Origin of the sequence: Nocardia kruczakiae NBRC 101016, assembly GCF_001612965.1 — a bacterium.
GTDB classification, from domain to species: domain Bacteria; phylum Actinomycetota; class Actinomycetes; order Mycobacteriales; family Mycobacteriaceae; genus Nocardia; species Nocardia kruczakiae.
In genome coordinates, this window is sequence record NZ_BDBL01000023.1 from 68,116 (window position 1) to 93,888 (window position 25,773).

The 25,773-nt window shown below is 66.9% G+C and carries 24 protein-coding genes; 10 read left to right on the forward strand and 14 right to left on the reverse strand.

Annotated elements, in window-relative coordinates; all coding sequences use genetic code 11:
* Positions 1-2 precede the first annotated feature (2 nt).
* The gene (pheA, locus tag NK1_RS17390; protein ID WP_063009910.1) at positions 3-923 is read left to right on the forward strand and encodes a prephenate dehydratase; all 921 of its coding nucleotides are present in this window, start codon (positions 3-5) and stop codon (positions 921-923) included.
* On the forward strand, positions 920-1,621 hold the full coding sequence (locus tag NK1_RS17395; RefSeq protein ID WP_063009912.1) for a histidine phosphatase family protein: 702 nt from the start codon (positions 920-922) through the stop codon (positions 1,619-1,621). The genes pheA and NK1_RS17395 overlap by 4 nt, the downstream gene beginning before the upstream one ends.
* On the opposite strand, the gene NK1_RS17400 is transcribed toward NK1_RS17395, so the two are convergent.
* The 5 genes from NK1_RS17400 to NK1_RS17420 all read right to left on the reverse strand — a co-directional run bounded on the left by NK1_RS17400 (position 1,618) and on the right by NK1_RS17420 (position 5,693).
* The gene (locus tag NK1_RS17400; RefSeq protein ID WP_063009913.1) at positions 1,618-2,451 is read right to left on the reverse strand and encodes an ESX secretion-associated protein EspG; all 834 of its coding nucleotides are present in this window, start codon (positions 2,449-2,451) and stop codon (positions 1,618-1,620) included. The genes NK1_RS17395 and NK1_RS17400 overlap by 4 nt on opposite strands.
* Complete coding sequence (locus NK1_RS17405; RefSeq protein ID WP_063009914.1) at positions 2,452-3,627, reverse strand: PPE domain-containing protein; 1,176 nt, start codon at positions 3,625-3,627, stop codon at positions 2,452-2,454.
* Positions 3,628-3,670: 43 nt separating this feature from the next.
* The gene (locus NK1_RS17410; RefSeq protein WP_036496990.1) at positions 3,671-3,982 is read right to left on the reverse strand and encodes a PE family protein; all 312 of its coding nucleotides are present in this window, start codon (positions 3,980-3,982) and stop codon (positions 3,671-3,673) included.
* A 198-nt stretch (positions 3,983-4,180) separates the two neighbouring features.
* The gene (locus tag NK1_RS17415; RefSeq protein WP_063009915.1) at positions 4,181-4,534 is read right to left on the reverse strand and encodes a metallopeptidase family protein; all 354 of its coding nucleotides are present in this window, start codon (positions 4,532-4,534) and stop codon (positions 4,181-4,183) included.
* A gap of 4 nt (positions 4,535-4,538) precedes the next feature.
* Positions 4,539-5,693: a septum formation family protein gene (locus NK1_RS17420; protein WP_063009916.1), complete on the reverse strand. Its 1,155-nt coding sequence runs from the start codon at positions 5,691-5,693 to the stop codon at positions 4,539-4,541.
* 105 nt (positions 5,694-5,798) lie between these two features.
* Here NK1_RS17420 and serS point away from each other — a divergent pair, with 105 nt between their 5' ends.
* The 3 genes from serS (at position 5,799) to NK1_RS17435 (ending at position 10,080) form a co-directional block, all read left to right on the forward strand.
* The gene (serS, locus tag NK1_RS17425; protein ID WP_063009917.1) at positions 5,799-7,061 is read left to right on the forward strand and encodes a serine--tRNA ligase; all 1,263 of its coding nucleotides are present in this window, start codon (positions 5,799-5,801) and stop codon (positions 7,059-7,061) included.
* Between the two features lie 109 nt (positions 7,062-7,170).
* Positions 7,171-9,042 carry a putative bifunctional diguanylate cyclase/phosphodiesterase gene (locus NK1_RS17430; RefSeq protein WP_245660613.1) on the forward strand — a complete coding sequence of 624 codons (1,872 nt, stop codon included), beginning with the start codon at positions 7,171-7,173 and terminating at the stop codon, positions 9,040-9,042.
* A 51-nt stretch (positions 9,043-9,093) separates the two neighbouring features.
* Complete coding sequence (locus NK1_RS17435) at positions 9,094-10,080, forward strand: DMT family transporter (RefSeq protein ID WP_063009920.1); 987 nt, start codon at positions 9,094-9,096, stop codon at positions 10,078-10,080.
* Position 10,081: 1 nt separating this feature from the next.
* Here NK1_RS17435 and NK1_RS17440 read toward each other — a convergent pair whose 3' ends face one another.
* Positions 10,082-10,684, reverse strand: a complete 603-nt coding sequence (locus NK1_RS17440) for a TetR/AcrR family transcriptional regulator (protein WP_245660614.1) — start codon at positions 10,682-10,684, stop codon at positions 10,082-10,084.
* Positions 10,685-10,800: 116 nt separating this feature from the next.
* Between NK1_RS17440 and NK1_RS17445 the strand changes: the two genes are divergently transcribed.
* On the forward strand, positions 10,801-11,622 hold the full coding sequence (locus NK1_RS17445; RefSeq protein ID WP_063010004.1) for an SDR family NAD(P)-dependent oxidoreductase: 822 nt from the start codon (positions 10,801-10,803) through the stop codon (positions 11,620-11,622).
* A gap of 86 nt (positions 11,623-11,708) precedes the next feature.
* Here the strand turns inward: NK1_RS17445 and NK1_RS17450 are convergent, their stop codons facing one another.
* Entirely contained in the window at positions 11,709-13,265 is a 1,557-nt protein-coding gene (locus NK1_RS17450; protein WP_063009922.1) for a Rieske 2Fe-2S domain-containing protein, read from the reverse strand.
* A 196-nt stretch (positions 13,266-13,461) separates the two neighbouring features.
* Between NK1_RS17450 and NK1_RS17455 the strand changes: the two genes are divergently transcribed.
* Positions 13,462-14,088 carry a hypothetical protein gene (locus NK1_RS17455; RefSeq protein ID WP_063009924.1) on the forward strand — a complete coding sequence of 209 codons (627 nt, stop codon included), beginning with the start codon at positions 13,462-13,464 and terminating at the stop codon, positions 14,086-14,088.
* A 92-nt stretch (positions 14,089-14,180) separates the two neighbouring features.
* Here the strand turns inward: NK1_RS17455 and NK1_RS17460 are convergent, their stop codons facing one another.
* A complete protein-coding gene (locus NK1_RS17460; protein ID WP_063009926.1) occupies positions 14,181-15,098 on the reverse strand; it encodes a hypothetical protein in 918 nt (305 codons plus the stop codon).
* Positions 15,099-15,221: 123 nt separating this feature from the next.
* Between NK1_RS17460 and NK1_RS17465 the strand changes: the two genes are divergently transcribed.
* Positions 15,222-16,010 carry a lysophospholipid acyltransferase family protein gene (locus NK1_RS17465; RefSeq protein ID WP_063009928.1) on the forward strand — a complete coding sequence of 263 codons (789 nt, stop codon included), beginning with the start codon at positions 15,222-15,224 and terminating at the stop codon, positions 16,008-16,010.
* Positions 16,011-16,047: 37 nt separating this feature from the next.
* A complete protein-coding gene (locus tag NK1_RS17470; protein ID WP_063009930.1) occupies positions 16,048-16,803 on the forward strand; it encodes a lysophospholipid acyltransferase family protein in 756 nt (251 codons plus the stop codon).
* Positions 16,804-16,870: 67 nt separating this feature from the next.
* On the opposite strand, the gene NK1_RS17475 is transcribed toward NK1_RS17470, so the two are convergent.
* From NK1_RS17475 to NK1_RS17500, 6 genes are read right to left on the reverse strand one after another with little or no spacing between them, the layout of a single operon-like run.
* A complete protein-coding gene (locus tag NK1_RS17475; protein ID WP_439955946.1) occupies positions 16,871-17,527 on the reverse strand; it encodes a hypothetical protein in 657 nt (218 codons plus the stop codon).
* Positions 17,524-19,194, reverse strand: a complete 1,671-nt coding sequence (locus NK1_RS17480; protein ID WP_063009932.1) for an ABC transporter family substrate-binding protein — start codon at positions 19,192-19,194, stop codon at positions 17,524-17,526. Before NK1_RS17480 ends, NK1_RS17475 begins: the two co-directional genes overlap by 4 nt.
* 31 nt (positions 19,195-19,225) lie before the next feature.
* Positions 19,226-20,902: an ABC transporter family substrate-binding protein gene (locus NK1_RS17485; RefSeq protein WP_063009934.1), complete on the reverse strand. Its 1,677-nt coding sequence runs from the start codon at positions 20,900-20,902 to the stop codon at positions 19,226-19,228.
* Positions 20,903-20,911: 9 nt separating this feature from the next.
* Complete coding sequence (locus NK1_RS17490; RefSeq protein WP_063009936.1) at positions 20,912-22,798, reverse strand: ABC transporter ATP-binding protein; 1,887 nt, start codon at positions 22,796-22,798, stop codon at positions 20,912-20,914.
* Positions 22,795-23,799: an ABC transporter permease gene (locus NK1_RS17495; protein WP_063009938.1), complete on the reverse strand. Its 1,005-nt coding sequence runs from the start codon at positions 23,797-23,799 to the stop codon at positions 22,795-22,797. The genes NK1_RS17490 and NK1_RS17495 overlap by 4 nt, the downstream gene beginning before the upstream one ends.
* 13 nt (positions 23,800-23,812) lie before the next feature.
* Entirely contained in the window at positions 23,813-24,790 is a 978-nt protein-coding gene (locus NK1_RS17500) for an ABC transporter permease (protein ID WP_063009940.1), read from the reverse strand.
* Positions 24,791-24,962: 172 nt separating this feature from the next.
* Here NK1_RS17500 and NK1_RS17505 point away from each other — a divergent pair, with 172 nt between their 5' ends.
* Positions 24,963-25,766: a Cof-type HAD-IIB family hydrolase gene (locus tag NK1_RS17505; RefSeq protein WP_086007165.1), complete on the forward strand. Its 804-nt coding sequence runs from the start codon at positions 24,963-24,965 to the stop codon at positions 25,764-25,766.
* Positions 25,767-25,773 lie beyond the last annotated feature (7 nt).

Sequence of the window (25,773 nt, forward strand, 5' to 3'; positions counted from 1 at the left end):
CCGTGCCGCGTATCGCCTATTTCGGACCGTCGGGAACTTTCACCGAGATGGCCCTGGCCCGACTCGAATCGGACGGGGCCTTCGACGAGCCGGTCGAGCGGATCGCCGCACCCAGTCAGGGCGCGGCACTCGAGATGGTCCGGTCCGGTGCGGCCGACGGCGCGGTGGTGCCGATCGAGAGCTCGGTCGAGGGTTCCATCTCGGCGACCCTGGACGCGCTCGCGGTGGGCCCGCGGCTCCAGATCATCGCCGAAACCGAGCTCGACGTGGCGTTCACGATCGTGGCGAAACCCGGAATGGAGCTGTCACGGGTGCGTACCGTCGCGGCCTATCCCGTGGCGGCCGCACAGGTGCGGTTGTGGCTGGCGGATCGGATACCGCAGGCAACGCTGTACACCTCGGCCTCCAACGCGGCCGCGGCCGAGGATGTGGTGGCCGGTCATGCCGACGCCGCGGTCTCGACCACCCTGGCCGGTCAGCGGCTGAACCTCATCGAACTGGCCACCGGCGTCGCCGACCACGACCAGGCCATCACCCGTTTCGTGCTCGTCACCCCACCACGGGAGGCGCCGGCCCGCACCGGCGCCGACCGCACCTCGCTGGTGGTGCTGGAACTGGCGAACGAACCCGGTTCGCTGATGCGGGTGTTCGCCGAATTCGCCACGCGCGGTGTGGATCTGACCCGCATCGAATCCCGGCCGACGCGCACCGGGATGGGCACCTATCGCTTCTATCTGGACTGTGTCGGCCATATCGACGACACCGCCGTCGCCGAGGCCCTCAAGGCGCTGCACCGGACCGCCGGGCGGATCCGCTATCTGGGTTCCTGGCCGGCCAGTTCACCGAGTGGTTCGCCGCCGCCCGCCGACGAGCCGGCGGCGGCCTGGTTGGACGATGTGAAAAAGGGGGTGGACGCCTCATGAGCGAAACCGGTGCGAACCGCGATCCCGTCCGCGGTTCCGGCAGATTGGTGCTGGTCCGTCACGGCGAGACCGAGGGTAATGTCGCGAAACTTCTGGATACCCGGGTACCGGGTCTACCGCTGACCGAACGTGGTGTGGCGCAAGCGAAGTCGTTCGCCGCGCGGCTCGCGGTGCCGCCGGTGCGGTTGTACTCCTCGGTGGCGCTGCGTGCCCAGCAGACCGCGAGCCATATCGAATCGGTGACCGGTGTGGCGGCCGAGGTGGCCGACGGTGTGTACGAGGTGCAGGTCGGTGAACTGGAGGGGCAGAATTCCGATGCGGCGCATCGGGAATTCCAGCGGGTCTACCGTTCCTGGCATCTGGGTGAACTGCATACGCGACTGCCCGGCGGCGAATCCGGCGAGGAGGTCCTCGAGCGGTATCTGCCCGTGCTGGAACAACTTCGAGACGACTACCTGCTCCCCGGCTCGGAATCGCGCGACGTGCTTCTGGTCAGCCACGGCGCCGCGATGCGACTGGCGGCCCGTGAACTCACCGGCGTCGCCCCGCCGTTCACGACCAACAACCATCTGGACAACACCGAAACCATCGAGCTGGCACCGACCGCCGACGGCGGTTGGACCTGTGTCCGCTGGGGCCGCTACACCCCGCCGTTCGGATACAAGGTCGAACCGAAGGCCGACGACCCGATGGGTTAGCCGATTCCGGGCGTCGCCGGCTTGAAATCCTCACGGAGCGGAAGCTTGTCGACGAGGTCCTTGATCGCGGTGCGCAATCGGCCCGGTGTCCCGCTGGCCAGCGAGGTCCACATGACCTCGTCGTCGGAGCGGGTGGTGACGCCGATGAATCGCCCGTTGCGGGTGTTGTACACCGCGATCATCCCGTCGGAGATGTCGCGACTGGCGTCGTTGTACACGACGCCGACGATCGAAGCGTGCGAATGGATTTCGACCAGCGCCGAGGCCAGCGCCTGCGCGTCGCGGGGCGGCCGCCCCACTCGCTCCAGGCGCCGCGCGGTGGTCGCGGCATCCCCGGCATCACCGAGAATCGGCTTGAGTTCCTCGGTGAGAACATTCATTCCGCTGAGTTCGAGCGCCTCCGCCGGACCCAGCGCCGCCATGATCGTGCCCGGCAGGTCGTGTCCCGCCTCGTCGATGCTGTAGGAAGTCGGCCCGCGTAGGGCGACGACATCGATGTCGTCGCCCTTGGCGAGGCAGAATCGGTTCACTCGGTCGCCGACGTACCAGCGCATCGAGATCACCCAGTGCGGGCGGTACAGCCCGCGCAGCCGGTCTTCGAGGTCGTGATGCACGACTCCGTCGACGAGCAGGTCACGCGCGGTGAGCGATTCGGCGGCCGCGGTCATCGCCCGGTCGTGGTCGACGACATTGTCGTAGCGGCCCCTCGCATCCAGTACGACAGGCACCTCGTCGATCTCCAGTTTCTCGAGCAGAAACTGCATCTCGTCGAGCGACAACACGACCGACTCGAGCATCGACGGCCCGCGGCCGGCGCCGAGCACGGTCACTTAGCGCGCTCCGGCGGCCGGGTCTGCTCCGATGACACCGGGTGCGATGACCCGGCCGTCGGCGAAGTGCTCGCCCCGCAGGTAGTCGTTGCCCTGGTGCTCGCCCTCGTCGTCGTCGCTGTCCACCTGGCGGCCCAGCAGCGGGTTACCGGCGGCGTTGTTCGCGCGGGCCGGAGCCGGTGCGCCCATCTGCGCGACGGGTGCCGTCTCCGCCACCGGAGCGGTCGCGGCCGGAGCGCCGATCACGTTGCCGGCGCCCCAGCCCTCGGGGAGTTGCAGCGTGCCGGCGCCGTTGCCGATGCCGACGGAGCTGCCACCGAAGGACACGGCGCGCGTGGCGGCCGCGGCACCACCGGCGGCGGCGACTCCACCGATGCCGCCCATCATCATCGGCGACATGCTCGCGGCGGGCGCGGCTTGGCTGGTCGCCGCGGCGATCGCGGTACCGGCGACATTGCCCACCGTGGACACACCCGTCGTCGCCACCGATCCGGCGACATTGGCCGCCTGGGTGGCGGCGCTGATCACGCCCGGATCGGTCGCGAGCGCCTGTGCCACACCGATGGCCGTCTGCACGGGGTCGCTGGTGGTGTTCTGCGACGCCGCCTCGGCGCCGCTGTCGGCCACCCCGGCGCCCGCCGCGATCGGCGGCGGCGTCAGGAACTCGGCCGGAGTCGCCGTCATGGCCTCGACGGTGGATTCGTAGGTGTCCATGACCAGTGCGGCCTGCACATCCAGGGCGGCCTTGGCGGCTTCCGCCACCTCGGCGCTGCCGTCCAGATCGCCGCCGTGAGCATGTGCCGCGACGCGCGCGGCGTCCACCGCGGCGATCTCCGGCAGGCTCGGCATGGCAAGGGTGGCAACGGTATTGGCGGTGGCGTGGGCGGAGGCCTTGGCCGCCATCGCCGCCGCCTGCATGCCCTGCTGTTCGGCCCAGCCGGTGAAGCCGGCGAGTTTGGTCAGTGCGACGGCACCGTTGAGACCGACCATGCCGACACCCAGTTCGGCCATGACCCGGGTGACGGTGGCGGTCGCGTCGACCCACGCCGCCGTGAGACCACCCCATGCCGTGGCCGCGGCAGCGGCCGGAACGGCGTGCGGACCCGCGGTCAGCAGACTCGAGTTGCCCTCGGCGAGCCGCGGCAGCCAATAGATTCCGGTGATCCCTGCAGTCATTGTCTCTCCCCTGAACGAATGGTGTGGTGAAGGATCGCGCCGGTCAGAACTGAATCGCGGCGGTGCCGGCCGCGTTGATCGCGTCCTCGGCGATGTACGAGGCCAGCTGCTGACGCAGGATCGCGGCCGCGTGGTGCAATTCGAGAATGGCCTGCGCGGCCGCGCGGTCATGGCTGAGCGCGCCCTCGTTCAGATGGGTTGCCGCGGCGACGGACACCTCTTCGGCGCCGGCGGGGACGACGTGGGTGGCCGGGCCGCTCAAAGCGGCGGCAGCAGTGAGACGTTCGGCGAGCAGATCGAGTTCCGCCGAGGCCGCGAGCACGACTTCGGGCTGTACACCGAGCAAACCAACCATGACTCGAACTCCTTCTTGTGGCGGCTGTGCAAGTGTCGAGGCTGCCCGAGCCCAGTGCTGTTCCGGCACAGAGGATCCGGCAGACCCGTCGGTGGAACCACGAGAATTCCCCCTACGAGATGATTGGACGCGACGGCCCCCGGTTCGGTTCCCTCGAGTCACGAATCGATTCGACTTTACCCGCTACGCGCGTAAAGACTAGCCCCAACCGAGCTGATGCAGCCGTTCTTCGTCGATCCCGAAATAGTGAGCTATCTCATGGATCACCGTGATGGCCACTTCCTCGACGACCTGCCGTTCGTCGTCGCACATTTCCAGAATCGTGTCGCGGTAGATGGTGACGGTGTCCGGTAGCGCGCCGCCGTACTGACTGTCCACCCGGTCGGTCAGCGCGATGCCGTGATACAGCCCGAGCAGTTGCGGATCCTCGGGATCGCGGGCCTCGATCAGCACCACCACGTTCTCGATCGCCGCGGCGAGCGCGGGCGGAATCGTATCCAGCGCATCGCCGACCAGTTCCTCGAACCGGCTCTCCGACATCGACACCGGCATGGTGTCAGCGCTGCGGTGGAATCGGCGCGGGCGCCGCGCCCGGCAGCGGTGCCGGGGTGGAACGCCCGGAACTCGGCGGCGGCACCGGGGCCTGGCCGTCGATCAGCACATCGCCCTTGGCGGATCCGGTGATCGTCGCGAACCCGTCCTGAGAGCCCTTGCCCACCAGGCAGTTCAGCTTGTGACTGCCGACCAGCCAGCTGCGGGCGTCGAGGTTGTCCCAGAAGATGGTCAGCGTCTTGTTGATCAGCGCGTCCTGACCGCCGAGGTAATCGCCTGCGGCGCGGGCGCATTCGTCCTGCATGAACTTGTCCTGATCGGCATTCGCCGGCGGGCCGCCGTTGAAGTGGGTGCCGAGATCGACGGTCGACATCACCTCGTAGGCGTGCGGCTGACCACAGGGGACCGGTTCGTTGGTCGGCAGATTCTGATTGATGCCGATGCAGGTGCCCGGATCGAAGACGCGGGACTGGTCGCTGTCGCGCACCCGGCCCACGGTCTGCTGCGTCGCGCTACCCGTGGCGCTCACCAACTGCAATCCGCACCGGATGGTCCGGTCGCCGTTGCGCCAGCCCGGTTCACCCGGGTTGACCATGCCGACCACGAACCGCCCCCGCGGGTCGAGCCGGCCACCGAGGTAGGCGGCCGCGGCCGAGGCGCAGTGTTCGTCGCGCAGTTCGCCGAAGCGCAGCGAATCGGGGAAGGCCGAGCCCGGCCCGAATTCGCGGCCCGGATATTTGCTCAGGTCGATGTCGGCGGTCACCTCGAACAGATGTTTGTCGGCGCAGTTGACCTTGGTCAGATCCAGGGTTTTGGCGCTGGTCCAGGTGAGGCAGTCACCCGATCTGGCGGAGCCGAAGGCGGCGTCTGCGCGGCCGGCGGGCGCCTTGCCCGACCCGGGATCGTGCACCTCCAGCCCGTGCGAACTGCGAAATCCCGATATGGACAGCGTCACCAGGGCCGCTACCACGGCGCCGACGGCGACCGCGAGCAATCCCCACCGCAGCCGATGCGGATGCAGCGCCTTGCCGTCCCCGGAGCGTTTCCCGGCGCCCGGCGACGGGCGGTGACGGTTCGCCCCGGCACGCCTGCGGCGAGGCATGTCGGATTCTTCGTTTCCCGGTTCCGGCGCCGCTGGCGCCCCATCGTCGGAGGACATCGCCGTCCATCATGGCAGGCGCCGTGCGGGGCCTGCCACGATCGGTTCGGATTTCACCGGATCCACAGAAAATGCGGTGGACACCTCCCACTAGGCTGATTGCCCATGATCGACCTCCGATTCCTGCGCGAGAATCCCGAAGCGGTCCGTGCCTCGCAGCGTGCCCGCGGTGAGGACCCGGCGCTGGTGGATGCCCTGCTCGAGGCGGACGCCGCCCGCCGCGCCGCGGTCGCGACGGCGGACAACCTGCGCGCCGAGCAGAAGGCGCTGGGTAAGAAGGTCGGCAAGGCGTCCCCGGACGAGCGCGCGACGCTGCTGGCCCACGCGCAGGAGCTGTCGGCGAAGGTGAAGGAGGCCGAGGCCGCCGAGAACGCCGCCGACGCCGAACTCGACAGCGCCCACCGCGCGATCTCGAACGTCGTGCAGGAGGGCGCACCCGCGGGCGGCGAGGACGATTTCGTTCTGCTCGAAACCGTGGGCGCTCCCACCGAATTCGACTTCTCTCCGCGCGATCATCTCGACCTGGGCGAGGCGCTCGGACTGATCGATATGGAACGCGGCGCCAAGGTCTCGGGCGCCCGGTTCTACTTCCTGACCGGCTACGGCGCCCTGCTGCAACTCGGTCTGCTGCAGCTGGCCGCCCAGCGCGCGGTCGCCAACGGTTTCACCATGATGATCCCGCCGGTACTCGTGCGTCCGGAGATCATGGCCGGAACGGGCTTCCTGGGCCAGCATTCGGCCGAGGTCTACCACCTCGACGACGACGATCTGTACCTGGTCGGCACCTCGGAGGTCCCGCTGGCCGGCTACCACTCGGGCGAGATCCTCGATCTGAGCGAGGGTCCGAAGCGCTATGCCGGCTGGTCGTCGTGCTTCCGCCGCGAGGCCGGCAGCTACGGCAAGGACACCCGCGGCATCATTCGGGTGCATCAGTTCGACAAGGTCGAGATGTTCGTCTACTGCCGTCCCGAGGACGCCGACGCCGAACACCGCCGCCTGCTGGACTGGGAGAAGGAGATGCTCGCCGCGATCGAGGTCCCGTACCGGGTCATCGATGTGGCCGGTGGCGATCTCGGCAGCTCGGCCGCCCGCAAATTCGACTGCGAGGCCTGGGTGCCGACCCAGCAGACCTATCGCGAACTCACCTCGACCTCGAACTGCACCACCTTCCAGGCCCGCCGCCTGTCGGTGCGCTACCGGGACGAGAACGGCAAGCCGCAGATCGCCGCGACCCTCAACGGAACCCTCGCGACCACTCGGTGGATCGTCGCGTTGCTGGAAAATCACCAGCAGGCCGACGGCTCGGTCCGGGTGCCCGCCGCGCTGGTTCCGTTCGTGGGCCGCGAGGTGCTCGAGCCGCCGCGCTGACGGTTGCGGCCCTGTCGCGGTGATGATCGCGGCCGGGGCGCGGTGACTTCGACCTCGAATCCGGCGGTTGTCACTACTGCTATGCACCGCGTTGTCTAGGCTGGACGGCGTGCGAGGACTCGGGTCTCGCGGCGATACCCGCACGCAGGTTCGGGCGGCATCGGCGCTGGCGACGGCAATGGTCATGGCTCGGACCACCGGGGCGTTCTACGTCATGGGTGGGGTCCTGGGCCTGCTGATCACTGCCATCGCACCGGGAGACGAGGGCAACCGCCCGCTGGTCGGCTCGGCCGCCGCGGTCGCGCTGTTGCTCGGCGTGAGCCTGCTGATCTGGGGCCCGCGCCAGCCGCACTGGGTGCACCACGGCTATGTCGCGGTGGCGACGGTACTGGTCACCATCGCCGTGCACTGGTTCCCGAACACCGTCGGCGCGATCACCCTCGCCGCCTTCTACGTCTTCGTCGCCGCCGATGCCGCGATCTTCTTCGCCTGGCGGCTGGCCGGGGCGCATGTGGGCTTCGCGGTCGTGCTCTGTCTGTGGGTGGTGCCGTCCCGGGGTCTGCCCTGGTGGTCGGGCATCATCCCGGCCGGTATCACGGTCGGCGTCGGCATCGTGGTCGGCATCCTCACCCGGATGGCCTCGGACGCCGATATCGACACACTCACCGGCTTGCTGAACCGCCGCGGTTTCGATCGCGCGCTCAACAGCGCCATCGGACATGCCGGGCGGACCGGGCAGGGCCTGGCGCTGGTCCTGGTCGACCTGGACCGGTTCCAGAAGATCAACGATCATCTCGGCCACCGCGCCGGCGATGCCGTGCTGCAGCGCGTCGGCGACACCTGGTCGAAACTGCTGGGCCCGGATCAGGTGCTGGCCCGATACGGCGGCGACGCGTTCGCGCTGTTGTTGCCCAACACCACCGAACAGGCCGCGATCCTGCTGACCGAACAGCTGCGTGCCGCGGTCACCACGGGATGTTCGGCCGGCGTCACCTCCTGGCAGCCCGGCGAATCCGGATCGCTGCTGGTCAGTCGCGCCGACGTGGGTCTGTACCGCGCCAAGCAGGCCGGGCGCAACCGCACTGTGCTGGAGTCGTCGCGGCAGCTGCCGCTGGCGGTCGAACTGCGCGAAGCCATCGACACCGGTGCGCTGGACGTGCACTACCAGCCCATCGTGAGCCTGGGTGAGGACGGCGCCCAGGCGGTCGGCGTGGAGGCGCTGCTGCGCTGGTCGTCCAACGCCCAGCCCGACGTGACCACCGAGGGGCTGATCCGGGTCGCCGAGGAATACGACCTGATCTCCGACCTCGACGAGCTGGTTCTGCGGCGCGCGTGTGCCGATGCGGCCCGGTTGCAACAGACCTTCGCCCAGCTCGATCTGACCCTGAATGTCAACGTCAGCGGTCTCGAATTGGCCGAGAGCAACTACGCCGACCGAGTCTCCGGCATCCTCGCCGATACCGGCTGGCCGGCCGACCAGCTCGTCCTGGAGGTCACCGAGAGCGAATTGGCCGCCGAATCGCAGACCGCCATCGCGAATCTGAACCAATTGCGCGACAGCGGCGTTCGGATCGCCATCGACGATTTCGGCACCGGCTACTCCTCGCTGAGCCGATTGGCCACCATCCCCAGCGACATTCTCAAGGTCGACCAGTCGTTCGTCGCCGCGATCCGGTCCGATTCGCCCGCCCCACCGCTACTGGGAGTGATTGCGGCGCTGAGCAAGTCGCTGGATCTCCAAGTCATCGCCGAGGGTGTGGAAACCGAATATCAGGCGGCCGTGCTGACCGAACTCGGCTTCGCGCTCGCCCAGGGCTATCACTACAGCGATTCGCATCCGGTGTCCGAGCTGATCAGCGATATGAACTCCAACCGCGGGCTGGTCGGCGCGGGTGCGACCGATCGGGAGCTCGCCGCCAAGGGCTGGGTCCCGTTGGACAACAACGGATTCGATCCCGAGGGCTCGATCCGTCGGAGCTGACCCGATCAGGGGTGCGGTATCGGCTCGGCCGGACCCACTACCGTGGCGGATATGACCGCAGCCCGTGAACGAACCGACGTGCGGCGCTGGATCGGGGTGCTGCTGGGCCTGTGCTGCGGCGCCGGCGTGGCGGTCCAGGCACGAATCAACGGTGATCTCGGCGATCGGCTGAACGACGGAATCGCCGCGGCGGTCATCAGTTTCGGCTCCGGTCTGATCCTGCTGCTCATCGTCAGCGGTTTCAGCGGGCGGATGCGCATCGGTCTGGCCGCGATACGCCGCTCGGTGCACGCCGGCCGGCTGCGGTGGTGGCATCTGCTGGGTGGGTTGTGCGGCGCGTTCTTCGTTGCCTGTCAAGGGTTGTCCGTGGCCACGATCGGCGTCACCGCCTTCACGATCGCGGTGGTCGCCGGCCAGTTGACCAGCGGTCTCGTCGTGGACCGTCTGGGTGTGAGCCCGGCCGGAATCACGCCGGTGACGCCGGTGCGGCTCGGTGCGGCGGCCCTCGCGGTCGCGGCTGTCGGTGTGGCCGCGCTGGGGCGCTCCGGCGGCGAATCCGCTTCCGGCGGGGGCGCGGCCTATCTACTGATCGCACTGCCCGCCCTGGCGGGACTCGGTTTGGCGTGGCAGCAGGCGGTCAACGGACGGCTGGCGACCGTCGGCGGGCCGGTGCCGGCCACCACGATCAATTTCGCGACCGGGACCGCGGGCCTGCTGGTGGTGGAGGCGGCGCAACTCGCACGGATCGGCCGGCCCAGCGGCTTTCCCACCGAACCGTGGCTCTACCTCGGCGGGGCGATCGGGGTCTTCTTCATCGCCGTGGCGGCGCTGATCGTGCGCTGGATCGGGGTGCTCCTGTTCGGCCTGACCTCGGTGTCCGGCCAGCTCATCGGTTCGGTGGTCCTGGATGTCGTCGCACCGACGGGCACCCGACTGTCGGCGCTGACCGTCGTCGGGTGCGTATTGACGCTGCTCGCCGCCGCTATCGGCGTCCTCGCGCAGGGGCGCACCACCCACCGGCCTGAACGGCTTTCGTGATTCAGGGCCGGAAGGCGCGGAGCGTGTGCTCCACCAGCGCATCGGCATACGCGTCGTCGAGCGGCCCGTATCGCAGCAGCCATCGCTGATACACCGGCGCGTACAGCATTTCGAGCATCAGGTCGAGGTCGGCATCCGCGCGCACCTGCCCGGCCGCCTGCGCGCTGCGTAACCGCGCCTTCTTGGCGTCGTCGACGGGACGTCGCAACTGCCGGTCGTACTGCGCGGCCAGCTCCGGATCGTTGATGATCTCGGTGTTGAGCGCCCGCACCGGCTTCTCGAATTCCGCATCCGCGAATTCCGCGACCGTCGCCCGCATCACCAGCTTCAGATCCGCCTCGATATCCCCGGTGTCCGGCAGCGAGATGCCCTCCCCGTCGGTGTCGCTCAGGTCCAGGAACGATTCGAAGATCACCGCCCCCTTGGACGGCCACCAGCGGTAGATCGTCTGCTTGCCGACACCCGCGCGCGAGGCGATCGCCTCGATCGAGACCTTCCGATATCCGACCTCGGAGAGCAGGTCACGCGTGGCCGTCAGAATCGCCTGCCGCGACTTCTCGCTGCGCCGGGAGCCGGCCGGTTCGGATTTCGCGGTATCGGACACGCGGTCGACCCTAGCATTTCCAGCGAGACGAGACGGATCGTCTTGACAATTCGCACTGCGGTCAGCACTCTGTGTCGAGACGAGACGGACCGTCTCATTAAGAGAGGATGTGGGATATGACCACCGGTAAGACCTGGTTCATCACCGGCGCTTCCCGTGGGCTGGGGCGTGCGTTCACCGAAGCCGCCCTCCATGCCGGTGATCGAGTGGTCGCGACGGCCCGCGATGTCGAACCGCTACGGGATCTGGCCGCCGCACATCCGGATCGGCTGATTCCGCTCGGCCTGGACGTGTCGGATCGCCGGGCCGTATTCGAGGTCGTCGAGCGGGCCCTCGCGCTGGTCGGGGAGCTCGACGTCGTCGTGAACAACGCCGGCGGCATGCTCTACGGCATGGTCGAGGAGGCGAGCGAGGACCAGATTCGCGCGCATCTGGATGTGAACTTCTTCGGCGCGGTATGGGTCGTCCAGGCCGTGCTGCCGCAGCTGCGCGCACAGGGGCACGGCCGCATCCTGCAGGTGACCTCGATGGGAACCGCCGGTGATATGGCCGCCGTCGGCTACTACGGCGCCGGGAAGGCGGCGCTGGCCTCGCTGACCGAAGCTCTGGCGATGGAGGCCGAACCCTTCGGCGTCAAGGTCACCAATCTGGAGATGGGCGGCTACGACACCGGCCTGTTCACCGCGGGAACGACCGCGACCGAGGCCCTGCCGCAGTACGAGTCACTGCGCGAGGAGCTGGCACGCATGTGGGGCGACGAATCCGGGCCGGCGCCGAGTTCGGCCGCGCCGGTGATCATGAAACTGGTCGAACTCGAGGATCCGCCGCGACGTCTGATCGTGGGCGGCAATTCCTTCGATCAGGTCGCCGAACTCACTGCGGTGCGCTCCGAAGGGTATCGAGCCTGGGAGTCGCTCAGCCGGTTGGCGCCCGGCTGAGGGCGGTGAACTATTCGTGCAAACCTGAGCCTTCTGCGCGGAAATCTGCTCATTCGGCCCGAGTTTGCACGAATAGTTCACCCCTTTCACAACTTGCGCGAACGAAGTTCGTGCCCCTTGGACGTCTTGCAGCGCCCGGTCTCCAGATCCCACTGCCAGCCGTGCAGATTGCAGGTGAGCGTATTGCCCTCCACCACACCGAATTTCGACAGATCGGCCTTCAGGTGCGGGCAGCGTCGCTGTACCTCCCAGCCGGCGAGCTCGGTCGAGGCGGAATCGTCGTGTGCCTCGGCGAACCAGCCGTCGGCATACGCGATGCGCTCGTCGGTGAGGCACTTGAAGAAGGTGTAGAGGAATTCGTTGTAGCCGCCGATCCGCCACGCCTGGAAGCGGGTGGACAGGAAGATGGTGTTCACCCAGTCGGGTTCGTTGTCGCGCAGCACGGTGCGTACCAGCTGCGGGGCGATGCGGAACCCGTACCGGTACTTGCCTTCTCCCTCGATCGGCCCGCGCACCAGCCGCTTCGGGAAGTCGAGCACCACGGTTTCCTCGCCCATGACCAGCCCGACCGGATAGCCGATCCCGTCGCAGATCAGATCGCTCTGCGCCATGATCGGTTCGAACAGCTCCTTGAGCTGGGGAAGCAGCGGTGTGCCGTCTTCGGTTGCCCAGGAAGCCTTCTCGCGTTCCAGCACCGGCGCCATGCGCTGCGCCATCCGCTCGATATAGCCGGCCTTGTCGTCGTAGATCTCGGCCGGATCGAACGGATGGGTCAGATCCAGTTCCTTCCCGCGCACATCGGCGACCGAACCCGGAATCATCAGCACCCCACCGGGATTGCCGTGGATGCGCATCTGCTCGAGGAAGACCATCTGGTCCGGGAAGATATTGCCGTTGTCGGTGGAGTAGCGGTTCTCGCCGTCGTCGTTGAGGTAGCGCAGTTCGTCGTCGAGGAACACCGGCGGTCCGGCCGAGGGCACCACCCAGGTGGCGCCGACCTGCTCGATATAGCTGCGCGCGCGGTCCATTCCGCGCTGGCGCTTCTGCTTGCCGAAATTCGCCTTGGTCTTGCTCGGGATGTCGTAGACCATCGGGTACCAGATGGCACCCGAATACTGCAGCAGGTGGATGTCGATATGTCCGAACTGCTCGTGCAGGACGTCCATGTCCACCGGCCGGGCGTCGTTCATGTTGAAACACACGGTCTCGCGGTCGGAGACGACCAGGCCCGAATCGCCGATCGGCCCGTCGGCCGGCGCCCGCAGCGCGATGATCATGATGTCCAGTTCGTGCCCGTCCCGGCCGGTGATCGTGTGCTTGACCGAGTCCTGGGTTTCGAAGAATGTGTGGAAGCCCAGCTTCTCGAGCTCGCGCTGCAGATCCGGCACCGGATAGTCCGGCAGCAGGACGGTGGCGTCCTTGTTCACGTGGTCGAGCAGATTCTTCGCGTCGAAGTGGTCGCGATGCAGGTGCGAGACGTAGAGGAAATCGCAGTTGCCCAGCTCGTCCCAGTCCAGCCCGGTGTTGTCCGGGAACGGGACCCACGACGCGAAATAGGCCGGATTCACCCACGGATCACAGAGGATCGTCCCGGCCGCGGTGCGGATGTGGAATCCGGCATGTCCGACGCTGGTGATCTGCACGAAGAAGTCCCTCCTGAACCCGGCTACCAGCCACCCAGGGTAGCGGTTGAACGGGCTTGCGCAGCCTGAGGGGCGCTTTCGAAGGCCTCGATACCGGTTATTTCCGAGCTATTGCCTTGGCCGTCGGACCGGCGCAGTGTGGAGGTGCACGGTGGCGCCACCGGGGCGCTGCCCCGAGTACAGAGGAAGTGGACCCGTGTACGCACGTTCTACGACTATCCAAGCCAAGACCTCCGCGATCGACACCGGAATCGCGCATATGCGCGACGAGGTGATGCCGGCCCTGGAGAACATGCCCGGCTGTGTCGGGATGTCGTTGCTTGTCGACCGGAAGTCCGGTCGTTGCATCGCGACGACGTCCTGGGAATCCGAGGAGATGATGCGCGAGAGCGCCGATCGGGTGCGTTCGCTGCGTGATCGCGCCGTCCAGCTGCTCGGTGCCGATTCGGCGCGGGTCGAGCAGTGGGAGGTCGCGGCCATGCACCGCGACCATCGCCTGCCCGAAGGCGCATGTGCCCAGCTCACCTGGGCCAAGTCCGACGATCCCAGCAGGTTCGACCAGGCGATCGACACCTACAAGTCCATGGTGGCGTCGCAACTGGAACAGATGCCGGGGTTCTGCAGCACGAGCCTGCTGGTCGATCGGGCGAACGGGCGCGGTGTCGCGTGCGAGACCTTCGAGAGCGCCGACGCGGTCGAACGCAATCGCGAACAACTCGCCACCCTGCGCCGCGAAGGAACCCGCCGAGCCGGTGTCGACGTGCTCGAAGTCGGCGATTTCGAGGTCGCCCTCGCGCATCTGCGCGTCCCCGAACTGGTCTGAGCGGCAGGCGGATCGCTATCGCGCCCACTGTCATCTCGTGACCTCGCGGTTACCCCCGGGCTATCGCGACGAGGCCGGCCCGCTCCCGCGCATCAGGCCGAAACGTCGCCGATGCAATATCCGTTGTCCGTCGCTTTCACGGTGTATGTCCGTTCCTGCTGGGCACCGCCGGCCGTGACCGTCGCGGATATGGACAGGTATGTGCTGTTCAGAGCCGTGGAACTGAGCGACTGATCGGCGAAAGCGGTCGGCGAGGTGAGCTTGGCCGCATTCGTGGCCAGCGGCGGGCGCGATGTGCGTCCGGTGCCGTTCGGATCCCACGCGGTGGCGGCGGTGCACACCAGCGGATGGGTGTTTTCCTGGTCCGCCGCGTCGATCGGATGTCCGGTCTGGCGGGACAGATAGCGCCGGACGATGTGGCGGGCGTCGGCGGTCTGGGCCTCGCTGCCGGTGCCGAAACCGATCTCGGTGCCGGCAGGGTATACCCGTGGGCAGGCATATCCGGTGGCGATATCGGTTCGCTCGGCGACGACGGTCACCGCGTCGGCGGCTCCGCTCGCCGACTTCCACACGAGGGCGGTTCCGTTGTCACTGCCGGGTTCGGCCAGCGCCGCCTCGATGGCCTGCTTGTCGGAGTACATCGTCTCGACGTTGCGGGGAGCCATCGTCCAGCACTTGGCTGCCATTTCCGCCGGAGTGAGCTGCCGCAGATCGGTCACCCAGCGGGTCATGGCGTCGGTGGCCTGAGGATCGGCCGTGACGAGGGCCACCGCTACCGCGGGTTCGGGCGCTGCCGGAGCGGGAGCGGCGATCCGCGAGGACGACGGAGCGGCGGATCGCGTTGCCGCGGGGGAATTCTCGGACTTGTGATAGTCGGTGCCCTCGATGCCGACCTGCGAATCACATCCGGCGAGGATGCCCGCGACCACGATCGCCAGACCACCTGCCCGCACCGCCGAGAACCGCCTGCCGCGTCGCGCCGCCCGTCCGGTATGCAGCGCTGCGCCCATACCCCCTCGTGGTTTCCGGCCGCCTGCACGCGATGCTGGATTGGGGCTTTCCACTGCGCTGAACCTCGTTTTCTGTGCGGCGGTCGGTAGCGAAAATGTGACAGCGACTACGCTAGCGGAATTGTGGAACCCGTATACCGGACGATCATCGGCCTGGCCCGGACCGTCTTCTTCGTACAGGGACTGAAATTCGACGTCACGGGCGCTGAGAACATCCCCGCGCAGGGCGGCGCGGTCATCGCGATCAACCACACCGGCTATATGGACTTCACCTACGCGGGCCTGCCCGCGCGGACACCGAAGCGCTACATCCGGTTCATGGCGAAGAAGGAAGTCTTCGACAACCCGATCTCCGGGCCGATCATGCGCGTGCTGCGGCACATCCCGGTCGACCGTGGGGCCGGCGCGGACTCCTACAAGGCGGCCGTCGACTATCTGCGCCGCGGCGAACTGGTCGGGGTGTATCCCGAGGCGACCATCAGCCGCAGCTTCGAGATCAAGGAATTCAAATCGGGTGCCGCGCGGATGGCCGTCGAGGCCGGGGTACCGATCGTCCCGATGACGATCTGGGGTGCGCAGCGGGTCTGGACCAAGGGGCATCCGAAACGCCTGGGCCGCACCAACACCCCCATTTCGATCGCCGTCGGCAAACCCATCTTCCCGCCCGCGGAGGCGGACGAGAAGGCGGTCGCCGAACTCACCGAGACCGTGCGCGCGACCATGCAGGAGATGCTGCTCGGCCTGCAGAAGGACTACCCGCACGAGCCCGGCGCATACTGGGTTCCGGCCCGCTTGGGCGGCGGCGCACCGACACTGGAGGAAGCCGACGCGATGGACGCGGCCGAGGCCAAGGCGAAAGCGGAGGCGCGCGCCGCGCGTCGCGCCGCCGAAGCGGGAGATGCCGACTCCTGACGGCAGGGTCGGCCCGGTAGTACCAGGAGTGTCACCGATGACGCGAGAACCCGTTTTCGACGTCCTCACCGGATTGGTTCGCACCATCTTCTGGGCACAGGGCCTGAAGATCGACATCGTCGGCGGCGAGCACATCCCGCGCACCGGCGGTGCGGTCCTGGCCGTGAATCACACGGCCTACCTGGACTTCATGGAGGTCGGACTCGTCGGCCGCGAATCGGGCCGCAACGTCCGCTACATGATGAAGGCCGAACTCGAACACGGCATCGTCGGCTGGCTCATGAGACAGTGCAAGGCGATCGGCGTCGACCGCACCGCCGGCGCCGAATCCTACGCCCGCGCCGTCACCGCCCTGCGCGACGGTGAAATCGTCGTCGTCTACCCCGAAGCCACCATCAGCCGCAGCTTCGAACTGAAGGAATTCAAATCCGGCGCCGCCCGCATGGCGATCGAAGCCGCCGTCCCCATCATCCCCATGACGATCTGGGGTGCCCAACGCGTCTGGACCAAAGACATCCCGAAACAACTGGGCCGCCACAACTTCCCGATCCACATCCAGGTAGGCGACCCCATAGCCCCCGTCGACCACGCCGACGACCTCACCGCCGCCCTGCGCTCCAGCATGGAGAAACTGCTCGACGCCGCGCAACGGGACTACGACATGCCCCCGGGCGCCCGCTGGGTCCCGGCCCGTTTGGGCGGCACCGCACCGACATTGGAGCAGGCGAAGGTCCTGGAACGCGAGGAGATGGAACGCCGCGCCGCCGCGAAAGCCAAACGCGCACAAGGGTGAAGACGCTGACCCGGGCCCAGCGCTTCGATGCCGAGCCGCCACCGCTGCTCTTCGGCCCTCGATCGCCTCAGCTCGGATCCGATCCCCGGATGGCGGCGAACCAGGTGGCGGTAGCCGCAGCGACCACCGTCGCGGCGGCGAAGGCGGGAACGCCGCCGCCGCCGACGTAGATCCAGAACAGGCCGGCGAAGGGGGCGACGACGGCGAATTGGGCGTCGAGGAGGAGGCGGCGGCCGAGGCGGGTGGCTGCGGCGGCGTGGGACGGGCCGTCGGGGTCGGGGCGGGTCGGGTTGTCGATCAGGCGGCCCTGCGGTTCGCGGTCGCGGACCGCTCCGGAGGCGAACAGGCGGTGGCCGTGCACGACCACAGCCGCGTCACAGTCGGCGTCGGACTCCGTGAGGACGGCGAGTGACGGATCGAAATAGACCGGCAGCCAACGGGTTCGGCCGCCGGAGCTCAGTTCCAGCCACGATCGGCTGACCAACCGGTTCTGCTGGCGTACCCGCTTCACCCGGAACGTCCCGGCCGGAATCGTGCGCCACGGCACCACCCCGAACGCCACCGCGAGGCGAAACCCGGTGTACAGCAGCACAACCAGCCCCACCGCCGCCAGCATGGCCAACTGTTCCGGATCGGCGAACGGCGCCCAGGCGATGCAGATCACCAGGGCGCCGATCGTGGTCAGAACCGGATAGGCCAGCGGATGGCCGGTACCGGAAATCACTTCAGGTAGCCGACTTTCGTCCAGTCCAGGGAGGCCAGGCCGCGCGCGCCGTAGTTGGCGAGGTTGGATCGGGCCGCGACGATGCCGGGCGACTGCAGCAGCGGGAGGGAATGACCCTCGGCGAAGATCTGGCGGTCGACCTGATTGGCCAGATCGATGGCCTTGGCCGGATCCAGTTCGGAGACGGTCTTCTCGATCAGATCGTTGAGTTCCGGGGAACCGATGTGGCCGTAATTGCCCTGCCAGTTGTTCGGGTCGTATCCCCAGATCTGGTTGATGCTGCCCAACGGGAAGGGGTCACCGACCCAGGAGAACTGGGCCAGATCGAAGTCGCCCTTTTGGAAGACATTGGTGAAAAGCCCCTGGCCGGGTCGGGTGTCGATCGTCAGCTTCACACCGATCTTGGCGAGATTCTGCTGCATGATCTGCGCCATCTGAACCCAGGACGGATCGTTGTACATCACGTCGCGGATCTCGAGTCTGCGGCCGTCCTTCACGCGCACGTCACCCTGCAATTTCCAGCCCAAGGCGTCGAGTTCGCGGGCGGCGGCATCGGGGTCGTAGGGCAGGGCGTTGTCCTGGTAACCCTTCTGCCCCTCCAGGTAGATGTGATTGTTCAGCGGTTTGGGTTCGGCGACCAGACCGTTCTGAATCGCGTTCGCGATGCCCTGGCGATCGATGGCCTTCGAAACGGCCACCCGAACCTTGGGATCCTCCAGAATCGAACCCGGAGCGCCGTTGAAGGTCAGATGCGACCACTGCAGCGCCGGCGCGCGGCGAATGGAGACATTCGGAACACCTTGTGCCGTCACCAAATCACCACGGCTGCCGATGCCGATCGCGTCCAGTTCGTCGTTCTGCAATGCGGGTACCAGTGCGGCGGAATCGAGCACGCTGAAATTGACGGTGTCGAGTTTCGGCGTCGCACCCCACCATTTCGGATTGCGCCCCAGCGTGATCCGCCCCTGAGTCCGGTCGGTGGATTGGACGGCGAACGGTCCGGCCGTCACCTTGATGCCGTCGACGAGGCTCTTGTTGAACGCCTCCGGATTCGAGGTCACCGACTTCGGGTACAGCATGCTGTTGCCGGAGAATTGCCCCTGCCATTCACCGAAGTGCTTGCTGAAGGTCAGCACCGCCTGGCGATCGTCGACGCCGCGCTCGACCTTCGCGACCCGATCGAAACCCATGTTGTTGGCGATCAGGTACTCCGGGTTGCGACCACTCAGCGCCTCGGCCTGAGAAGCGATGTCCTCCCAGGTGATCGGCGTCCCGTCCGTCCACACCGCTTTCGGGTTGATGGTGTAGGTGACGGTCTGCGGATCGGTTCCGGTCAACTCGACATTGGTGAAGTAGTCGGTGTTGAGATGGGTGCCACCGGCGGCATCGATGCTGAACGCCTGCGGCAGCATCGGGCGTTCCACCGCGGTGATGTCGTAGTTGTTGCCGTCGATCTGGAGGGTGTTCCAGTTCGGCGGGAACTCCGAGATCGCCAACCGCACGCTGCCGCCGTCGCGAAGGTCGGCGACGTCGTGCGGATTGATGTCGTTGGTCGTGCCGAGAGCGGAGCTCCCGGTCCCGGTCGTGGAGCCCGAACACCCCGACAGCAGCAGTCCGCACGCGACCGCGGGAATCGCGAGCCGGGTTATTGTCGAACGAATCCGCATGGTCTCGTTCTCCTTTCGTCGGGACGGGCGGCTAACTTACGAAGCCGATCTTGGTGTAGTCGTAGGAGGCCAGGCCCGGAGCGCCGTAGTTGGCGACGGTGGTGCGCACGCCGTAGTTGCCGGGATCCTGGGTGAGCGGCAGCGAGAAACCCTCTTCGAAAACCTTGCGGTCCACCTGATTCGCCAGGTCGACAGCCTTTTTCGGATCCAATTCGCTGAGCGTCTGCTCGATCAGCGCATTCAACTCCGGAGAGCCGATCCGACCGAAATTGCTCTGCTCGTCATCGGGGTGGTACGCGTAGATCTGCGGGATGCTCCCGAACGGGAATGCGTCACCCGAGAACTGGAACTGGGCGATATCGAAATCACCGGGAATCATCGCATCGCTGAAGAATCCCTGGCGTTGCCGGGTGGCGATGATCAGCTTCACGCCGACCTTCGCGAGATCACCCTGGACGATCTGCGCGACCCGAACCCAGGTGGGGTCGTTGTACATCACATCCCGAATCTCGAGGCGGCGGCCGTCCTTGACCCGCACATCACCCTGCTGTTTCCAGCCCAGTGCATCGAGCTCGCGCGCGGCGGCCGCGGGATCGAACGGCAGGCTGTTGTCTTGATAGCCCTCTTGGCCCTGGACGAAAATGTGGTTGTTCAACGGCTTCGGGTTCGACACCAGACCGTTTTCGATCGCATTCGCGATGCCCTGCCGATCGACGGCCTTCGAAATCGCCACGCGCAGCGCGGGATCGGCCAGTATCGAACCGGGCGCGCCGTTGAAGGTGATGTGCCGCCACAGATTTCCCGGTGCGTGGCGTACGACCAGTTCGGCACTGCTGCGCACGGTCGCCAGATCCTCGATGGAGTTCAGGCGTGCGGCGTCGAGTTCGTTGTTCTGCAGAGCTGCCGCATATGCGGCCTGATCCATCACACTGAAGGTGATGGTGTCCAGTTTCGGAGTGTCGCCCCACCATTTCGGATTGCGGCTCAGCACGATTCGGCCCTGCGTACGGTCGGTGGAGCGGATCACGAACGGTCCGGAGGTCAGCCTGATGCCTTCGGCGAGCGCGCGATTGAAGGTATCCGGATCGGCGGTGACCGACTTCGGATACAGCATCGCGTTTCCGGCGAACTGACCGCGCCAATCCGCGTAATGCTGTTTGAAGGTGATGACGGCCTGTCGGTCGTCGACCCCGCGTTCGACCCTGTCGACCCGATCGAACCCGTTGTTGATCGCGATCAGATAGCGTTTGTCCACACTCGACAGCGCACGAGCTTCGGAGGCGATGTCCTCCCAGGTGATCGGTGATCCGTCACTCCACACCGCCTTGGGGTTGATGGTGTAGGTGACCTGCTGCGGATCGGTGCCGGTGAGCTGGATATCGGTGAAGTAGTCTCTGTTGATCGTCAATTGGCCGGTTGCGTCGATCAGGTATGACCGCGGCATCAACGGCCACAGCACCTCACCGGTCTCCAACTCGTTGCCGTCGATGGACAGGCTGTTCCAATTGGCCGGATATCCACTGATCGCCAACCGCAGGTTGCCGCCCTCGCGCACCGCATCGCGCGGCTGCGGATTGATGTCGTCGGTGGTTCCGAGGGCCGCGGGCCCGTTCGTCGTGTTCACGGATGCGCAGCCGGCCAGCGCGACAGCCAGCCCGGCCGACAGTACGACAACAGCCGAACGTACTGCGCGCGAACGTATCCTCACGGCGAACTCCTAGCGTGCGACGACCGGAAGGGGCACCGCGTCGATCAGCGCGCGGGTGTACTCGTGCTGCGGCGCCGCGAAAATCTGCTCGGCCGGCCCGGATTCGACGATCTTGCCGCGATACATGACCGCGATATCGTGCGCGAGGTTGCGGACCACCGAAAGGTCGTGGGAGACGAACAGATACGACAGCCCGCGTTCGGCCTGCAGATCCCGCAGGAGGTTCAGCACCCCGGCCTGAATGGACACGTCGAGCGAGGACACCGGCTCGTCGAGCACCAGCATGTCCGGATCCAGCGCCATCGCCCGCGCGATATTGATGCGCTGCTTCTGTCCGCCGGAGAAATCGGCCGGATAGCGATCGGCGTGTTCGGCGCGCAGCCCGACCTGCTTCAGCAATTCCGGTACCCGCTTGCGGATTTCGTCGCGGGACCGGCCGTCGACCCGCAACGGTTCGGCCAGGGCGTCGAAGATCGGCAGACGTGGATCCAGCGAGGAGGACGGATCCTGGAAGACGATCTGCAATCTGCGGCGGATATCGCGTTTGCGCTGCTTGCTCAGTGTCGCCACATCCTCGCCGAAGACCTCGATCGTGCCCGCCTCGGGTTGGGCGAGGTCCATGATCTGGCTCAGCGTCGTCGACTTCCCGGATCCGGATTCGCCGACGAGTGCGAGGGTGCGTCCCTTTCGCACGGCGAAATCGATACCGTCGACCGCGCGCACCTCACCGGTGCGCCGTTTGAAGACGACACCGGAGGTGACCGGGAAGGTCTTGGTCAGACCCGAAACGCGCAGCACCACATCCGAATCGGCGGGTTCCGCCGCGGCCACACTGTCGGTGTCGTGGCGGTAGGCGTCGAACAGTTCCGCGGTCCCCACTTCGGCGGTGCGGATGCAGGCGGCCCGGTGCGCGGGCGCGGTTTCCTGCAGCGGCGGCTCCGCGGCCAGGCAGTCGTCGATCGAGACCGGGCAACGCGGCGCGAAGGGACAGCCCGGCGGCAGGGCGTGCATGGGCGGGGGAGCGCCGACGATCGGGATGAGCGGCGCGCGGGCCGGGCCGTCCATCCGCGGGATGGACCCGAGCAAGCCGACGGTGTACGGCATCCGCGGTGAGTTGAACAGCTCTGCGGCCGGGGCGTTCTCGACGATCCGCCCGGCGTACATCACGGCCACGCGGTCGGCCAGTGTGGCCGCGATCCCCATGTCGTGGGTGATCATGATGACACCGGCGCCGGTGATGTCGCGGGCCTTGCGCAGCAGGTCGAGAATCTGCGCCTGCACCGTCACATCCAAGGCGGTGGTCGGTTCGTCGCAGATGATAAGTTCCGGATCGTTGGCGATCGCCATCGCGATCACCACGCGCTGACGCATACCGCCGGAGAATTCGTGTGGAAAAGCCTTGGCACGCACCGCCGGTTCGGGAATGCCGACCAGATCGAGCAGCTCCACCGCCCGGCCCGCGGCCTGCGACTTGCTCATCTTCTTGTGGGCGACCAGCGCTTCGGCGATCTGATCGCCGACCCGGTAGACCGGGGTGAGCGCCGAGAGCGGGTCCTGGAAGACCATGCTGACCCGCGTGCCCCGCAGCGCCGAGAGCTGTTTGTCGCCCATGCCGAGCAATTCCCTGCCGCGCAGGCGAATCGAGCCGCGGATGCGGGCCTGATTGGGCAGCAACCCCATCACGGCCAGCGAGGACACCGATTTACCGGAACCCGACTCGCCGACGATGGCCAGCACCTCACCGTCGGCGACGGTGTAGTTCACACCGCGCACCGCATCGATGCGGCCCTCCTCGCCGGGGAAGGACACGTGCAGGTCCGACACTTCCAGCAGGGGCGCGGTCGTAGCGCGGCGCGAGTCCGCCCGGTCGGCGGATTCGGTGGTGCGATCGGTCATGCCGCTTCAATCCTCTTGTCCGACTGCTCATCCGGACCGGCACCGGAGGTCCGCGCCGACTGTCCACGCAGCGCCTTGTCCCGCTTGCCGGCCTTGCGGCCCGCCCGCGCCCCCTTGGAACTGGGGTCGAAGGCGTCGCGGAGGCCGTCGCCGACGAGGTTGGCGCACAGCACGATCGCGATCAGGAAACCACCCGGGAACAGGAACAACCACGGGAAGGTCAGCGCCGATTTGGTGCCGAAGGCGATCAGCGAGCCCAGTGACACATCCGGCGGCTGCACGCCGAATCCGAGGAAGCTCAAACCGGTTTCGGACATGATCGCCGCGCCGACCGCGAGGGTGGTGTCGATGATGAGGATGGACGCGATATTCGGCACGATGTGAGTGACGATCACCGAACGCGTCGACGCGCCCATATACCGTGCCGCGCGGACGAATTCGCGTTCCCGCAGGCTCATCGTCAATCCGCGCACGATCCGGGCGCTGATCATCCAGCTGAATCCGGCCAGCAGCACGATCAGCAGCAGAATCGAACTGCTGCCCTTGGTGCGCGGGGCGAAGATCGCGATGATGATGAAGCTGGGCACCACCAGCAGCAGATCGACCAGCCACATGATCGCCCGGTCGGTCCAGCCGCCGAGCAGACCCGCGATCGACCCCGCGGTGACCGCGACCAGAGAGGTCAGCACCGCCACGCAGATGCCGATGATCAGCGATTTCTGCAAACCGTGCAGGGTCTGGGCCAGCATGTCCTGGCCGATCTCGTTGGTGCCGAACAGATGCTGCGGCGAAGGTGGTTGCAGCAGCGCGTACGGGTCGCGCTCCTGATAGTCGTAGGACAGGAACGGCGGAATCGCGAAGGCGCCGATCAGCATGATGATCAGCACGGACGCACCGGCGATGGCGGGTTTGTTGCGCAGGAACCTGCGCCACACCAGCTTTCGGCGACCCGCGGCCGCGGGTTCCGGCGCGCCCTGCGCGATGATCTCGGTTTCGGTCACTGTCTCGCCCCGATCATCCGACCCGCACTCGCGGATCCAGAATCGCATACACGATGTCGGACAGCAGGCCCGAAACCAGCACCACGAATCCCGCGAACACCGTGACGGTCACCACGATGTAGATGTCCTGCGCGTTGATCGCGTCGACCAGCCATTCACCGACGCCGTGCCATCCGAAGATCTTCTCGGTGAAGGTGGCGCCGGTGATCAGCGCGCCGAGACTGTAGGCGAACAGGGTCGCCATCGGAATCAGCGCGGTGCGCAGACCGTGTTTGTAGAGTGCGCGGCGGCGGGTGAGTCCCTTCGCCCGCGCGGTACGGATGAAATCGCTCTGCAGCACGTCCAGCATGGCGTTGCGCTGATAGCGGCTGTAACTGGCCATCGCGCCCAAGGCGAGGCCGAGGGTTGGGACGATCATGTGCTGCAACCGGTCGACGAACTGATTCCACACCCCGTGTACGGCATTGGCCGACGTTTCCCCGGTGTACAGGAATATCTGCTGACCGGTGGCCGAATTGATTTCCAGTGCACCGTATTTCAGTAGGGTCGCCAAGAGGAATACGGGCGTGCTGAGCACCAGCAGGGAAATAATCGTCGTGAAGTAATCGGTGAACCGATATTGCCGGATCGCACCGGCCGCGCCGATCAGCACACCGAGGACCGTTCCGACCACCGAGCCCACGATCAGCAACCGCAGACTGACCCCGATCCGGCGCGGCAGTTCCTGACTGACCGGCTGCCCCGTCAGGGTCGTGCCGAAGTCGCCGTGCATCACACCGCCGACCCAGGTGAGGTAGCGCTGCGGGATGGGCTGGTCGAGATGCAGTTCGTGGGCCTTGGCGTCGATCACCGACTGCGGCGGTCGCGGATTGCGCTGTTCGAGGCTGTCCAGCGGGCGAAATGTCAGCGACGCCAGACTGAAGGCCAGGAACGACGCCAGCGCCAGCAGCACGACATAGTTGAGCGCACGTCGTAGCAGAAAGCCGGTCATCGGTCCCCTCGGGTCGGTTACTAGCCCCTGATCATAGGGAATGGTCTCGAGTCCACCGGTGACATCGTGCACCACTTCCGGCCCGCTCGCAGGCGGGGCGCGGGCAAACGATTACAGCCGCGCCGCGATTTCGGGCAGGATGGAATAGGTGACGCGTCTGCCGAAGCCGAAGATGGTGGCCACCGATGTCGATGGCACGCTGCTCGACGAGTGGGAACGGGTGACGCCGCGCACCCGTACCGCGGTGGCCGCGCTGATCGCCGACGGCGTGCCGTTCGTGCTGGCCACGGGCCGTCCGCCGCGCTGGATCGATCCGGTGATCGAGGGGCTGGGCTTTCCTCCGCTGTGCGTCTGCGGCAACGGCGCGGTGATCTACGACAGTGCCGCCGACCGCATCCTGCACACCAGCACGCTGGATGTGGAGAGTCTGGCGTGGATCGCCGACCTCGCCGAGCGCGTACTGCCGGGCTGTGGGCTGGCCGCCGAGCGCGTCGGCCGCAGTGCGCACGATGCGGCGACGCCGCAGTTCGTCAGCTCGCCCGAGTACGAGCACGCCTGGCTGAATCCGGACGACACGCAGGTCTCGCGGCAGGAGGTCATCTCGGCCTCGGCGATCAAGATGCTGATCCGGCTGCGCGGAACGCCGAGCGCCCAGATGCAGTCGGCCCTGGAACCGCATCTGGCCGGGCGCGCCGACATCACCTACTCCACCAACAACGGACTCATCGAACTGTCCGCGCCCGGTATCACCAAGGCCGCCGGACTGAGTGTGGTCGCCGAGCGGCTCGGGGTGGACGCGGCGGCGATCCTGGCCTTCGGCGATATGCCCAACGATGTGCCGATGCTCCGCATGGCCGGCCACGGCGTCGCGATGGGCAACGCCCACCCCGAAGCCCTTGCCGCCGCCGACGAGATCACCGCCTCCAATTCGGAGGACGGCGTGGCGCGGGTGCTCGAGCGCTGGTGGGAGAGTTAGGGACGTC